At 48.5% G+C, this 13,757-nt stretch carries 11 protein-coding genes; 6 read left to right on the forward strand and 5 right to left on the reverse strand.

Annotated elements, in window-relative coordinates; all coding sequences use genetic code 11:
* Positions 1-250 precede the first annotated feature (250 nt).
* The 3 genes from AC51G0_RS08240 to AC51G0_RS08250 all read left to right on the forward strand — a co-directional run bounded on the left by AC51G0_RS08240 (position 251) and on the right by AC51G0_RS08250 (position 3,330).
* Positions 251-1,246: a TRAP transporter substrate-binding protein gene (locus AC51G0_RS08240; protein WP_496301568.1), complete on the forward strand. Its 996-nt coding sequence runs from the start codon at positions 251-253 to the stop codon at positions 1,244-1,246.
* A 71-nt stretch (positions 1,247-1,317) separates the two neighbouring features.
* Positions 1,318-1,965 (forward strand): TRAP transporter small permease, encoded by a 648-nt coding sequence (locus tag AC51G0_RS08245; RefSeq protein WP_496301569.1) that lies wholly within the window; start codon positions 1,318-1,320, stop codon positions 1,963-1,965.
* A 3-nt stretch (positions 1,966-1,968) separates the two neighbouring features.
* Positions 1,969-3,330, forward strand: coding sequence for a TRAP transporter large permease (locus AC51G0_RS08250; protein WP_496301570.1), 1,362 nt, complete (start codon positions 1,969-1,971; stop codon positions 3,328-3,330).
* Between the two features lie 57 nt (positions 3,331-3,387).
* On the opposite strand, the gene AC51G0_RS08255 is transcribed toward AC51G0_RS08250, so the two are convergent.
* From AC51G0_RS08255 to AC51G0_RS08270, 4 genes are all read right to left on the reverse strand, one after another.
* Entirely contained in the window at positions 3,388-4,731 is a 1,344-nt protein-coding gene (locus AC51G0_RS08255) for a sigma-54-dependent transcriptional regulator (protein ID WP_496301571.1), read from the reverse strand.
* A 3-nt stretch (positions 4,732-4,734) separates the two neighbouring features.
* Positions 4,735-6,516 (reverse strand): sensor histidine kinase, encoded by a 1,782-nt coding sequence (locus AC51G0_RS08260; protein WP_496301572.1) that lies wholly within the window; start codon positions 6,514-6,516, stop codon positions 4,735-4,737.
* A 196-nt stretch (positions 6,517-6,712) separates the two neighbouring features.
* The gene (radD, locus tag AC51G0_RS08265; RefSeq protein WP_496301573.1) at positions 6,713-8,455 is read right to left on the reverse strand and encodes a DNA repair helicase RadD; all 1,743 of its coding nucleotides are present in this window, start codon (positions 8,453-8,455) and stop codon (positions 6,713-6,715) included.
* Between the two features lie 180 nt (positions 8,456-8,635).
* Positions 8,636-9,130 carry a GNAT family N-acetyltransferase gene (locus tag AC51G0_RS08270; protein ID WP_496301574.1) on the reverse strand — a complete coding sequence of 165 codons (495 nt, stop codon included), beginning with the start codon at positions 9,128-9,130 and terminating at the stop codon, positions 8,636-8,638.
* A gap of 280 nt (positions 9,131-9,410) precedes the next feature.
* Here AC51G0_RS08270 and rsuA point away from each other — a divergent pair, with 280 nt between their 5' ends.
* The 3 genes from rsuA (at position 9,411) to AC51G0_RS08285 (ending at position 12,139) form a co-directional block, all read left to right on the forward strand.
* Positions 9,411-10,106 carry a 16S rRNA pseudouridine(516) synthase RsuA gene (gene rsuA / locus AC51G0_RS08275; RefSeq protein ID WP_496301575.1) on the forward strand — a complete coding sequence of 232 codons (696 nt, stop codon included), beginning with the start codon at positions 9,411-9,413 and terminating at the stop codon, positions 10,104-10,106.
* Positions 10,107-10,289: 183 nt separating this feature from the next.
* Positions 10,290-11,480 (forward strand): Bcr/CflA family multidrug efflux MFS transporter, encoded by a 1,191-nt coding sequence (locus tag AC51G0_RS08280; protein ID WP_496301576.1) that lies wholly within the window; start codon positions 10,290-10,292, stop codon positions 11,478-11,480.
* Between the two features lie 8 nt (positions 11,481-11,488).
* The gene (locus AC51G0_RS08285) at positions 11,489-12,139 is read left to right on the forward strand and encodes a DUF2913 family protein (RefSeq protein ID WP_496301577.1); all 651 of its coding nucleotides are present in this window, start codon (positions 11,489-11,491) and stop codon (positions 12,137-12,139) included.
* Positions 12,140-12,288: 149 nt separating this feature from the next.
* Here AC51G0_RS08285 and AC51G0_RS08290 read toward each other — a convergent pair whose 3' ends face one another.
* Entirely contained in the window at positions 12,289-13,749 is a 1,461-nt protein-coding gene (locus AC51G0_RS08290; RefSeq protein WP_496301578.1) for a DUF2867 domain-containing protein, read from the reverse strand.
* Positions 13,750-13,757: the final 8 nt, after the last annotated feature.

Raw genomic sequence — 13,757 nt, forward strand, 5'->3', positions numbered from 1 at the left:
GGCGCTGGCTAACTGACACGCTTTGTCATGTGGTGACAAATGACCCAAATGGATTTTGTCATGTGTCATTTCCCACCCATAGTGACTAACGTGAACATTTTGAGTGCTCGATAAAGTGTGTGAATATTTCTCGCCAGCCCTTGTGGTTAATGGGTTGTTATTTATTTGTGATAGCTTGGCCTGTATATTGCTGATAAGTGGTTATGCAGTCTCCAGAGACGGGGCTGTTACATAATCAAGGAGAGTAATAATGTTAAAGCCACTTACCCTATTATCTGTTTCCGCACTTGCTCTAATGAGCTTCAATGCCGCTGCTGACTGTGATCCCGGCGAGACTGTGATTAAGTTCAGCCATGTAACTAATACCGACAAGCACCCGAAAGGGATTGCGGCATCGTTGCTGGAAAAGCGTGTTAACGAAGAGATGAACGGCAAAGTGTGTATGCAGGTGTTCCCGAACTCGACCCTGTACGATGATAACAAGGTACTGGAAGCCCTTTTAAACGGTGATGTTCAAATGGCGGCACCTTCGCTATCGAAGTTTGAAAAATTCACCAAGAAATACCGCATTTTTGATCTTCCTTTCTTGTTTAATGATATCGATGCTGTCGACCGTTTCCAGAACTCGGAAGCAGGTGACAAGCTGAAAAACTCTATGCGCCGACGAGGCCTCCAGGGGCTGGCGTTCTGGCACAATGGCATGAAACAGATGTCGGCTAATAAGCCGCTGTTATCACCAGAAGATGCCAGTGGGTTGAAATTCCGCGTTCAGGCTTCCGATGTCTTGGTGGCACAATTTGAGCAGCTTGGCGCTAATCCACAGAAGATGTCATTCAAAGAAGTGTATGGCGGCCTGCAGACCAAGGTTATCGATGGCCAGGAGAATACCTGGTCGAACATTTATGGCAAGAAGTTCTTCGAGGTGCAGGACGGTATTACCGAAACCAACCACGGTGTGCTGGATTACCTAGTGGTTACCTCAAATGATTTCTGGAAGAAGCTGCCTGATGATGTGCGCGACCAGCTAGCAACCATTCTTGAGGAAGTGACCACACAGCGTAACTCGGAATCAACCAAAGTTGATTTGGCTAACAAGCAAAATATTATCGAGGCTGGTTCAGATGTCCGACAGCTGACCCCGGCTCAGCGTCAGGCATGGGTCAATGTACTTCAGCCTGTATGGGGTAAGTTTGAGAAAGATGTCGGCTCTGATCTGATTGAGGCAGCGAAAGCGTCCAATCTGTAAGCGTTGAACGGAGCCCTTTGTGATAAAGGGCTCCAGTCTCAATCTGGTGATAACGATAAGTGAAGTATTGTATGGAACAGTCCTTTTTATCCAAGGTTGGAAGCATTACCGATGTGCTTGAAGAGACCTTGATTGCGTTTTTCCTCGGCGCCATGACCTTGTTAACCTTTGCCAACGTAGTGTTTCGTTATGTCTTAAACGACAACATTTTATGGGCGTTGGAACTGACGGTATTTATGTTTGCGTGGATGGTTTTGGTCGGCGCATCGTATGGTGTAAAAAAACATTTTCATATTGGTGTTGATGTCATCATCAATATGGTTTCTGAGCGCTGGCGCAAAACACTGGCTTTGATTTCAGTGACCTGCTGCTTGGCATTTTCTGTTCTGTTGCTGATTGGCTCATGGAATTACTGGTATCCGTTTGCTACCGATCGGGCGTGGTATGAAACCGATGATATCCCGATGCCGGAAATGCTACAGTTTTTGGCTGATTGGCTTAATGAAGGGGAGCGTTACGAAAAACTACCCCGCTTTATTCCCTATGCTGCCTTACCGATCGGCATGGCGCTACTGGTGTTTCGATTTAGCCAAATTGCTGCCCAAATAGCCACGGGCAAGCTAGATCGCCTCATTGCTGGCCATGAAGCCGAGGAAGGTTTGGAAGCACTGAAAGCACACGACGATAGTCCAGACCAATCAAATAGCAAGGAGCACTAGGCCATGGAAATCTTGTTTCTATTTCTGATGGTGATCGGTTTTATGCTGGTAGGTGTGCCGATTGCGATTTCTTTGGGTTTATCGAGCATACTATTTTTGCTGATGCACTCAGATGCCTCCTTGGCATCAGTGGCCCAAACCCTGTTTAACGCCTTTGCCGGACACTATACCTTGTTGGCGATCCCTTTCTTTATTCTGGCATCGAGCTTCATGTCGACGGGGGGGGTTGCTAAGCGGATTATCCGATTTGCGATAGCAATGGTGGGCTGGTTCCGCGGTGGCTTGGCTATGGCCTCAGTCGTTGCCTGTATGATGTTTGCGGCGCTGTCCGGCTCCTCGCCGGCGACTGTTGTTGCTATCGGTAGTATTGTGATTGCCGGTATGGTCAAAAACGGTTACTCGAAAGAATTTGCCTCTGGAGTTATCTGTAATGCCGGGACATTGGGAATTTTGATCCCACCGTCGATCGTTATGGTTGTGTATGCGGCCGCAACCGATGTCTCGGTCGGGCGGATGTTCCTTGGTGGGGTGATCCCGGGTTTGCTTGCCGGGGTGATGTTGATGATTGCCATCTACATCGCTGCCCGGATCAAGAAACTGCCAAAACAGCCGTTTGTTGGTTGGAAAGAAGCGATTGATGCGGCCAAGGACTCAAGCTGGGGGCTGTTGTTGATCGTAATTATTCTGGGCGGTATTTATGGTGGCATCTTCACGCCTACCGAAGCGGCGGCAGTGGCGGCTGTATACGCGTTCTTTATCGCCAACTTTGTCTACAAGGATATGGGTCCCTTTGCTGAGAAAGGCAACACCAAACCTGCGGTTGTAAAAGTGTTTCAGACTTTCGTGCACAAGGATACGAAAAATACCTTGTACGACGCTGGTAAGCTGACCATTATGTTGCTGTTTATCATTGCCAATGCATTGATTCTAAAGCATGTTCTTACTGAAGAGCGGATCCCGCAGATGATCACTGAATCGATGTTGTCTGCCGGGCTCGGGCCGATCACCTTCTTGATAGTGGTTAACGTGCTGTTGCTGATTGGCGGCCAGTTTATGGAACCATCGGGTCTACTGATTATTGTCGCGCCGTTGGTTTTCCCAATTGCTATCGCTCTTGGAATCGACCCGATCCACCTTGGGATTATGATGGTGGTGAATATGGAAATAGGGATGATAACCCCGCCGGTAGGGCTCAACTTGTTTGTCACTGCCGGGGTTGCCAATATGTCGATGATGAATGTCGTCAAGGCGGCGTTGCCATGGGTAGGGGTGATGTTCCTGTTCTTGATCATCGTTACCTATGTGCCATGGGTATCGACCTGGTTACCAACAACCCTGATGGGACCGGAAATTATCACCAAGTAGCGGTTATGCTTGTAGCATGAGAAAAGCCCGGCAGCCTGAAAAGCTGCCGGGCTTTTTTTAGTCGATTTTGTAGTCGTCTTTATCGAGGTTGTAGCGCTGCATTTTGTCGTACAGGGTTTTCCTCGCCACATTGAGGGCTTCCATGGTGCCTTTGATGCTGCCGCCACACTCGATCAACGCTTTTTCGATAACAGCCTTTTCAAACTCGAGAACCTGATCGGTAAGGCTGCGGTTGTCATCCTTCGTGGGTGGGGTATCACCCAGCTGTGCCAGTTTCCCAAGCAAGACAAAACGTTCGGCAGTATTACGCAGCTCACGAATATTGCCTGGCCAATTGTGGCTCATCAGCTGTTGCAGATCTTGCGCTGGCAGGGCGGTAGCCGCTTTTCCATAGCGAGCGGCTGCAACCAGTAAAAAGTGATGGAACAGGGCCGGAATATCTTCTTTTCGCTCACGTAGTGGTGGCAGATCAAGGGTGACGATGTTGAGTCGATAATACAGGTCCTGTCGGAAAGAGCCTTCTTCGGCTGCTTGCTTCAAATCCACCTTGGTGGCAGCGATAACCCGGATGTCGAGTGGGATAAGGGTGTTTGAACCGATCCGCTCAATCACTCGTTCCTGCAATACTCGGAGCAGTTTTATCTGGGCCTGCATCGGCATGGACTCGATCTCATCGAGGAACAGTGTACCGTTTTGGGCGTGTTCGAACTTACCGATCCGCTTACTGTCGGCACCGGTAAACGCACCTTTTTCATGGCCGTACAGCTCGCTTTCAAGCAAGTTTTCCGGCACGGCACCGCAGTTGACGGCAACGAAGTTGTGTTCACGGCGGCCACTTTGTTCATGCAGCGAGCGGGCAACAAGTTCTTTACCGGTACCGGTTTCTCCAAACAGCAAAATATCGGCACTGGTATCTGCGACCTGGCTGATTGCGTCTCGCAAGTCATTGATGCTTGGAGTATCGCCAATGATCCTCGGCCCGAGAGCCTGACTGGCTTTCAGGCTGCGTTTAAGCTGCTGGTTTTCGAGGGTCAGTTTACGTTTTTCTATTGCTCGGTTGACGGTTTCTATCAGTCGTTCGGTTGAAAATGGTTTTTCGATAAAGTCATACGCACCGTCACGCATTGACTGAACCGCCATGCTGACATCACCGTGTCCGGTAATAAGAATAACCGGAATATCGGGCTCTTGGTGAAGAATGGTATTGCACAGGCTTTGGCCAGAAATCCCTGGTAGGCAGATATCACTGACAACGACTAGGGGCAAGCCATCTTGTTTGACCGCTAATAATGCTTCTTCGGCTGATTCAAAAAATCGGGCGCTGATGTCGGCCAACTCGAAGCTTTGCTCGAATGCCATCCTGAGATCAGCTTCATCATCAATAAAAAAGACATCGCACATACTTTATCCTTGTAGTTTACTAAGGCGGACAGAAAACCGTGCCCCGCCCATTGGTGAAGTCGAGATACTGAGCTCACCATCCATGCTTTTTATAATTTGTTGCGAAATAGATAGCCCAAGCCCGAGTCCATTCTTCTTGGTAGTATAGAAAGGCTCGAACAGGGAATGTTGTTTGTCTTGATTTATCCCAGGGCCATTATCGTCGATGTGAATACACCATTCCTGCTGTACTTGCTCTACCGAAAGGTGAATATGCTTGTCGGCGTTATTTTCCAGCGCCTGAATGGCATTGGTCAGCAGGTTGATCAGGACCTGTTCAAGCTGAAGCGGATTGACCTTTACCATCATCGGTGAATCGGCGAGTTGCAGCTCGAGATTTACCCGTTGTTTTTTTAGCTGGGGCTGAACCAGCTCTTTGCTGGCAAGGATAATCGGTGCCAGGTTGGCACTGACTTTTTCATCGGGGTCGCTTTTACGAACGAAGGACTTAAGCTGCTCGCTGATCCGTGCCATTCGCTCGGTCAATGCCGCAATGCGGGTGAGGTTCTCTTCGGTGCGCTCTACTTTGCCTTTGGCAAGGAAGAGGCGGCCGTTGTCGGCATAGCTCCGAATAGCAGCGAGCGGGTTATTGAGCTCATGACTGATACTGGCTGAGATCTGCCCCAGAACCGCCAGTTTGGCTGCTTGGATTAGTTCATTTTGGGTTTGCTTGAGCGCTTGAGCCGTCCGGATCCTTTCGGCTATTTCGGCATGGAGCTCGGCAGTACGTTCCATCACCTGAATTTCCAGTTTTTGGTTAGCAGCCGCTTGCAGCTGCTCGAATTGAAGCCGCTTTAGCTGACGCTGGTAGAGCAGGATAGAAATAAGGTAGAAGATGGCGAATACCAAACAGAGGATCCCCAGAAAATTAAGGCAATCCAACAGTAGCTGGCTTTTAGGCGTCAGAACACGGATGTTTAGTGCAAGGTTGTCGATCGACCGTGAGCTTACGATGTAGTCGTTGGTTATACCGCTGTGTTGGGCATTGCTAAGTTCGCCAGCTGGTTGGTCAAGATCACCAACCAGATTCAGAGAACGAATATCTTGATCCAGATACTGACGGCTGTTTTTGATGTCCATCCTCGTTTTCTGGCTTAATGTCGTTAGGCCTTTAAACAGCCACTCAGGTTTGCTCGACATGAAAATAACCTGATTTTGATCGGTAGCAACAAAGTAGTTGCGCTTGCTTTTCCAGTTTTCTTCTATGGCGGTGAGATCCATTTTTACCACCACAACCCCGAGGATCTCAGCTCCGTGGCTGATCGGGTAGGAATAGTAGTAACCCCGTTTTCCTGAGGTTGAGCCCAAGGCAAAGTACTGGCTACTATTGCCTTCGATAGCGCGTTTGAAATAGGGGCGCCAGGCAAAATTGCGGCCAATGAAAGAAAGCTTTTGGTCCCAGTTACTGGCGGCAATGGTGAGCCCTTTGGCATCAATCAAATATGTATCAGACGCCTGAATGACGTTATTAACCTGTTTGAGGTGTCGATTGGTGATATCAATCTGTGCGGGGTTAGCAGGATCCTTCAATGCGTCAACAAGGGCTTTGTCCTTGGCGATCAGCCGAGGAATATGGGCATATTTATCGAGTCGGTTATATATATGGCTGGCAAAGCGCTCTAGTTGATCTCGTTGCTCAGCGAGCAGGGTACGGTAGCTATGCTGCCAGACAAAATATGATCCCGTAACGGCGCTAACAAAAAATATTGTTATGAGTATGAAATTAATATGCCGGATCCGCAGCATCCTTACGTTCTCCTTTTCCTTTCTGATAGGGTAAACCTTTTCCCTTATCGTCGGTTGAAAATGCTGCTGCGGGGGCGGGAAAATAAGAGGTTGATCATGATATAACCCTGTTAAAATAGGAGCTATATCAATCTCAAGTATCCATGTTCATTGGATTGGCTGGAAAATGAACGGTTAGCGCGGTGTTGATTTAGTGTTAACTCTTCTGGTGTTGGTCAATATCGAATAGCTTGTCACGAATGGCCCAAAAACGGCCGCTTTTTCGGGCAATGATGATCTCTGGTGGCCGCAGGCGGTGTTCATTATTAGCGACTTTTGTCGGTGCCGTATCTGTAAACGGACGGTGGCGATCCACTAGGTGCGGGTTGATAAATTTTTTCAAGAAGCTGTCTTTTTGGGTTTTGGTCGCAAGTGGCCATACTTCGCTGATTTCAGCTTCTTCGTCACTGGAATAAATGACTTTCAGCTGTGGTTTGCCGAATTTGTTTTTGCCTGGTTCCAGCCGTAGATCGGTGCACTTCATGATCATCGCATCTTTAAGCTTTAGCGCGTCCCGGAGCTTTTTGTCAGGGTCGACCATAACGGCATCGCACAGATGGCATCGGCGGGCAGCGATATCATTGTCGGCGCCGCATTCCTCGCAGTATTTGGCCCTGAAGCGATAACCACATTCTTCTCGCTCGCCATCGTCATCTTCAAAATAACCCTGGCAGCGGCGGCCGTAGTGCTCGATGAGGAATCCGGCAGGGTCGAGTTTGCCCCAGAAGCTATTGTTAAACCCACAGGCTGGGCAGGGTACCATGATGACTTCGCTATCACTGTCTGGTTTGGGTTCACCGACTTCAGGCTGGTAGAGATCGTAGCAGTTACCTGCGTATTCCAAGATCAGGCAATCTTTTTTACCTTCAAACAATCGCAGGCCACGACCGACGATTTGCTGATAAAGGCTGATTGACTCAGTCGGACGAAGAATGGCAATCAAATCAACATGGGGGGCGTCAAATCCGGTGGTGAGTACCGAGACATTGACCAGGTACTTGATTTCCTGTCGCTTGAAGGCTTCGATAATCCGATCGCGTTCTTCTAATGGCGTGTCGCCGACCACCAAGGCGGCATTTTCATTAGCCAGGTAGCCCAAGATCTCTTGCGCATGATTCACTGTTGAGGCAAAAATCATGACACCGCGGCGATCTTCTGCGTATTCAATCACTTGCTCGATGATCATAGGGGTTGCACGAGATGATTTTTCGAGCACGCTATCTAAATCGGCCTCACGGTAATTGCCGCTGGCAGAAGGCTTAAGGCTGGAAAAATCATAGCCCATTACCGCCATGTCCATGACTTTGGGCTCGGTAAGGAAGTTTTCGTCCAATAGATAGCGAATAGGCAACTCAAAGATACAGTCACGGAAGAAACGATCCTGATCGGTGCGCACCTGGCCACGGGTGTGGTATTTGTAGATCCACCCCATCCCCAGGCGATAGGGGGTGGCGGTCAAGCCTAGGATCTTGATGCCTGGATTAATGGCCTGCAGGTGGCTGATCACCCTTCGGTAAGCACTGTTTTCATCATCGGGCACCCGGTGGCATTCATCGATGACCAGCAAAGAAAACTCGTTGGCAAATTGGTCAAGGCTATTGACCATCGATTGGACCGAGGCAAACACAACCTGTCGGTCTGTTTCTTTTCGCCCTAAGCCTGCGGAGAAGATAGAAGCCTTGAGGCCATAGCTCTCGTACTTGCCGTGGTTTTGCTCAACCAGCTCTTTAACGTGGGTAAGCACCAGTACCCGGCCTCTGGCAATGCGTGCGAGCTCTGCGACGACCAGGCTCTTGCCTGCCCCGGTCGGCAAAGCCAGTACTGCTGGCGTACTGTGTTTGCGGAAGTAGTGAATAGTCGCTTTGACGCTATCTTGCTGGTAGGGGCGAAGGGTATACATAGAATACTAACTCATGGACATCAAAAGATGAGTCGGTTTGACATTGGGGCTAAGAGTGTACCTGAAATCAGCAATGAAAGGCGATAGCTGAAGGCGCTGGGGTTTAGCGGCCCACCCGTCAAGTGAGCCTGTTTGTGTCACTTCTCTGGAGTTGAGATCAGCACTTCAACAGAGAAGGTACTACGAGGCGATGTGGAGCGGCATTTCTTCTTGCTTGATCACCTTTGTCATCATACAAAACTGGCGGCGAGGGACGAAGCCATGTTTTTCATAGAAGCTTCTGGCTCCGGCGTTGCCAATGTTCACTTCTAATGACAGGGCATGCACACCTGCTTCAGTTACATGCTGCTCAATCTGAGGGATCAGTTCGGTACCAATGCCTTGCTGTCGCCATTCAGGCTTGAGATAGAATTGGTCAATCAGCCCAATACGGCCCCCATATTCAAGGCTGAAGCTATAGCTGATGATGATATGGCCGGCGATCATTTTTTCGCCTTCTTGTTCAATTTCAATAAACCAGGCTTGACCTAGTTCAGGGTTACTTAGCAGCTGGTGGACTGCCTTACTCGTTTGTTCGATTTTTTGAGGGAGAACTTCATATTCAAATAGTTCCTCAACGAGTTTAAGTAGCATGTCAGTTGATGACAAACTTGGCGCAACAAGTGAGATGTTCATAGCACGACCTTTGTTGTTAGGTTTTTTTCATCAAATCCGCTCTGATGATACTGTATGTTTATACGTAACCTATGTGTAACATGTTCATAATTAAAGACCACGAAAAACCAGAAATGTTCTATTTTTTTGTAGCTTAGTTTGTGTTTGGTTGAAAAGCTGGATCTTTCTCTCAGTTGTGAAATTCAGTCGCAAAAAAGATTGCAGTCAGCTAGGCAGGTGTGTCTATGTCCGCATCCATAAAATTGGTATGATACGCGTTTTGCACCATGCGGAGCCAGTAATGAGGCTTGATAAATTCTTAAGTACCACTTTGGGTATCACCCGTAAAGAAGCCGGTAAGCTATTAAAAAACAAACAAATTGAAGTGAACGGCGAGATCGTAAAGAACGGTTCATTGAAAGTAACAGATGACTGCGACGTTGAGTTTAACGGCCGCTCTCTGAGCTTCAGCGGGCCAAGGTACTTTATGCTGAATAAGCCCGAGGGTTTTGTCTGTTCTCATGTTGACGATTATAACCCAACCGTGTTTGTACTGCTTGACGAGGTGAGCCCTGAGAAACTGCATGTTGCGGGGCGCCTGGATGGTGATACAACAGGCTTGGTACTGCTGACCGATGACGGCCAGTGGTCGCACCGTATTACCTCACCACGCCATGACTGCGAAAAAGTGTATTACGTTGAACTGGCGGATCCGCTGCCGGAAGAGACTATTCAGACTTTTGCCGAAGGGGTACAACTGCGCGGTGAAAAAGATCTGACACGTCCGGCGAAGCTTGAAATTCTCGGTGAGCGTGAAGCCGTGATCACCATTTCGGAAGGTAAGTATCACCAGGTTAAGCGGATGTTCGCCGCGGTAGGCAACAAGGTTGTTGGCTTGCATCGAGAGCAAGTAGGTAATATCGAGTTAGATGAAGAACTTGAGCCAGGCGAATACCGCCCGTTGACCGACGAAGAAATAGCCTATTTTCTGAAGTAAGAAAAGACGTCAGAAAAAGATAATAGTGAAAGGGCGGTTTATCCGCCTTTTTTTATGTCTTCAGAGTCTGTTAGCAGGGTTAAGCGAAAAGAAACAGATAATTTCCCTACAGGAAAGAGTTACATCAGTAAATTCATCGTACAATAGTCGGCTTCCTGTTCGAACCTCCAGCATTGAGTATTTATGACAACACAAGACAGTCAGAAGCTGAGCTTGCAATTGATTCTTATTTTGGGCGCTATTGCTGCGCTGACCCCATTGGCTATAGACATGTACCTTCCGGCTATGCCAAGTATTGCAAGAGATTTGGCTGTCTCGCCGAGTGCAGTGCAAAAAACCTTAACCGCCTATACGGCAGGTTTTGCCATTGGCCAGCTATTGCATGGCCCTCTGGCCGATAGTTACGGCCGTAAACCGATACTCATTATTGGTGTGGTTTTGTTTGCGATCGCCGCTTGTGTCAGTGCGGTGAGTCAAGGCATTGTTGAGCTAACTTGGGTACGTGCTGCACAGGGTTTTGCTGGTGCCTCTGCAGCGGTCATTATTCAGGCGCTGGTCAGGGATATGTTTGAGCGTGAAGAATTTGCCCGAACCATGTCGTTTATAACCTTAGTCATGACCATTGCCCCGCTTGCTGCGCCGATGATTGGCGGATATTTGTCGATTTGGTTTGGCTGGCGCTCCATTTTCTGGGTACTGGCTTTGTTCGCCGTTATTGTCATTGTGGCTGTGCTTGGGAAAATCCCTGAAACTCTCCCTAAGGAAAAGCGCTTGCCTTTCCACCTTGGTTCGACGTTGAGAAACTATGCACGAATGCTGACCACACCTACGGCTGTCGGTTTGATCTTTTGTAGCGGTTTCTCTTTTGCGGGGATGTTTACTTTCCTGACGGTGGGAGCCTTCGTCTACATTGATCTTTATCACGTCAGTACTGAACACTTTGGCTTGCTGTTTGGCCTTAATGTTGTCTGCTTGATTTTGATGACCAGCATCAATGGCCGGATGGTGAAAAAGATGGGCTCGCACTGGATGCTGCGTTTTGGCCTGATTGTTCAGCTTATCGCCGGTATTGGTTTGGTTAGTGGCCAGTTATTCCAGCTTGGCTTGTGGGGCGTGGTGATCCCTGTCATGCTCTTTGTCGGTACCATTTCAATTATTGGTAGTAACACAATGGCTTGCCTGTTGGCTAAATATCCGCATATGGCGGGTACGGCGTCATCACTGGCTGGCACGATGCGATTCGGGACGGGAACCGTTGTTGGCGGTATGGTCGCCATGATGCCAGACGCCACTGTTTGGCCAATGGCATTGACCATGGCGATATGTGCAGTATTATCTGCCGGATTTTATTGGTTTATGTCCCGAGACGCTTAAGGAACCACATGGCAATTTTTTATCAAGAAATCTATAAACTGGTCTCTGACGGGCTTCAGGAGCTGGCTGAGTCCCTGCAATCAGGTAAAACACCACATAACCCGGTAAGTGAAACACACTTTCTAAGTGCCTGGGTAACGAAAGTGATCAAGCAACAGCGTTATGATCATTGCACAGCCAAGACCTTACTGGCTTGGCAGCAGCAAGCGCGCAGCATGGGGAAAAATGCTCAGCTGAAGCAGCAGTTTGAACATATTCACCAAACGTTTGCAGGCATCCCTCGTGATGAAGATGTCGCTAAGGCGACCACCAGTGAGCAGATCCAATCGTTGTACAAATTGTTAGAAGACGCTGATTGGTTAGTCACGACGGGCTATGAAGTGAACCGTAAAGTGACACACCAAACGGGCGGCCAGGCCTCCTTGGTTGTCTGTTCGAAACAATACCAAGAGGCTGTGTCTGAAGTGGGTGAAGTGATCAAGCCGATTTCACTGTATGTCCGTGGTGATGCGCAGTTCATCATTGATACGGCCTACAAAGTTGGTTTGCTAATGTACAAAGTCACCGACTACAAGTCGAAAGTGAAGTATCACGGTGAGTATATTATCTACCCGCAAAACGGTGGCTCACACCTGCCTGAGCTACCAACTGCAGCATAGAGTAATACCAATCTAAATAAATATCTGGCCGTTTTATATGGTTAAAACCGCCAACGACTTATCCAGATTGGTATAAGCAGTTAGATCCGATTATCGAGGAATAAGTGGTTATACATTTTTTCCTCGATATTCTTCTCCGCTTCCCGCTCTTACTGCGTAATCGACTTTCCTTCCTGAGCTTTGGCTTTACACCGCTTGACGAGGGCGTGCGTCATTCCTTTGAAAATAAACAGGTGGGCAGGCATCATGGCAAACCAATAGAGTAGCCCGGAGAAGCCAGCAGGGTGCCACCAGGCACGAATATCTATCTCGCGGTATTCGCCTTTATCTTCGATGGTAAATTCAAGCCGTCCCAGCCCCGGGGCTTTCATTCCGAACAGCAGGGAAAGAAAGCGGTTGGGAACGAGATTGATGACTTTCCATGAATCAACCTTGTCGCCAAGTTGAAGTTTCTCGGGATCTCGTCGGTAACGGGTGAGTGCATTCCCGCCAATGACAAAATCCATCCATTCACGGATTCGCCATAAGTAATTAGCAAAGAAGTAGCCTTCTTTGCCTCCTACAAGCTGTACCTGGTGCCAGAGTTGCTCGCAAGTTGCATCTGTTTTCAGTGTGTAGCCAGCCTGCTTAGGGTAATAGCCATAGCCAGTTTGCCAACGGGCAAGGGCGTCGGGGTCAAACCCCCAGATTTCATTGCGCACGACTTCGCTTTCATGGCCGAGGCACTCTTCGACGGCTTCGTCATAAGTGAGCAGATATTGCGGGATCAGCGATTGAATTGCGCTGCCGTCGGCCGAAAGGTCAAAACGCAGGCCACCAATGAGCGCACGGGCAATGTTGGTTGGCACAGAGGTAATAAATTTTAGCCAGTAGGCCGCTATTGACGGGGTTAACAAAGGAAAGGGTAATATGCGAACTTTTTTACCGGCATGAGCTCCCAGCTTACGCATTTGAGTTTCATATGTGATGGCTTCCGGGCCGGTAACATCCATAATTTGGTGCCGGGAAGGACTAAAGTGCAGTAGCTCAAGTAAGTAATGAAGCAGATTACGCAGTGCGATAGGGGAGTTACTGGATTTCACCCATTTCGGAGCGATAATAACTGGTAGGTGGTAGACAAAGTCCCGCATCACTTCGAAAGCGGCTGAGCCTGGACCGACAATGATCCCGGCACGTAGCTCGGTGACGGGAATGCCGCTTTCGCGAAGTATTTCACCTGTTTTCTTTCGGGCGGTAAGGTGTTTGGAGTTCCCCTTTTTAGCTTGAAGAGCACCGAGGTAGATAACCCGTTGAACATCGCTACGCTTGAGAGCCTGACTGAAGTTTCGGGCTGCATTTAATTCGATATCAATAAAATCATGACCATGGTTCATACCGTGAACCAAAAAGAAAACGGCATCGATACCTTGAAGTAGTCCATCTAAGTTGTTGTGTTTATTTAAGTCGAGTTCAATCAGTTCAATGTTGGGAATAACGTCCCAACCTCGTTTTTGCAACAAATCCAGGTTTCGACCGGTGGCTTTGATCTGGTATCCGCTGTTTGCCAATTCGGGAACCAGGTGACTTCCGACATAGCCTGAGGCTCCAACAACCAGAATTGTTTTTATCATCTATTACA

The sequence above is a fragment of the Photobacterium sp. HL06 genome, from assembly GCF_059552575.1.

Coding starts and splice junctions, on each gene's coding strand:
- AC51G0_RS08240 (WP_496301568.1), top strand. CDS start 251: ATGTTAAAGCCACTTACCCTATTATCTGTTTCCGCACTTGCTCTAATG.
- AC51G0_RS08245 (WP_496301569.1), top strand. CDS start 1,318: ATGGAACAGTCCTTTTTATCCAAGGTTGGAAGCATTACCGATGTGCTT.
- AC51G0_RS08250 (WP_496301570.1), top strand. CDS start 1,969: ATGGAAATCTTGTTTCTATTTCTGATGGTGATCGGTTTTATGCTGGTA.
- AC51G0_RS08255 (WP_496301571.1), bottom strand. CDS start 4,731: ATGTGCGATGTCTTTTTTATTGATGATGAAGCTGATCTCAGGATGGCA.
- AC51G0_RS08260 (WP_496301572.1), bottom strand. CDS start 6,516: ATGCTGCGGATCCGGCATATTAATTTCATACTCATAACAATATTTTTT.
- radD (WP_496301573.1), bottom strand. CDS start 8,455: ATGTATACCCTTCGCCCCTACCAGCAAGATAGCGTCAAAGCGACTATT.
- AC51G0_RS08270 (WP_496301574.1), bottom strand. CDS start 9,130: ATGAACATCTCACTTGTTGCGCCAAGTTTGTCATCAACTGACATGCTA.
- rsuA (WP_496301575.1), top strand. CDS start 9,411: ATGAGGCTTGATAAATTCTTAAGTACCACTTTGGGTATCACCCGTAAA.
- AC51G0_RS08280 (WP_496301576.1), top strand. CDS start 10,290: ATGACAACACAAGACAGTCAGAAGCTGAGCTTGCAATTGATTCTTATT.
- AC51G0_RS08285 (WP_496301577.1), top strand. CDS start 11,489: ATGGCAATTTTTTATCAAGAAATCTATAAACTGGTCTCTGACGGGCTT.
- AC51G0_RS08290 (WP_496301578.1), bottom strand. CDS start 13,749: ATGATAAAAACAATTCTGGTTGTTGGAGCCTCAGGCTATGTCGGAAGT.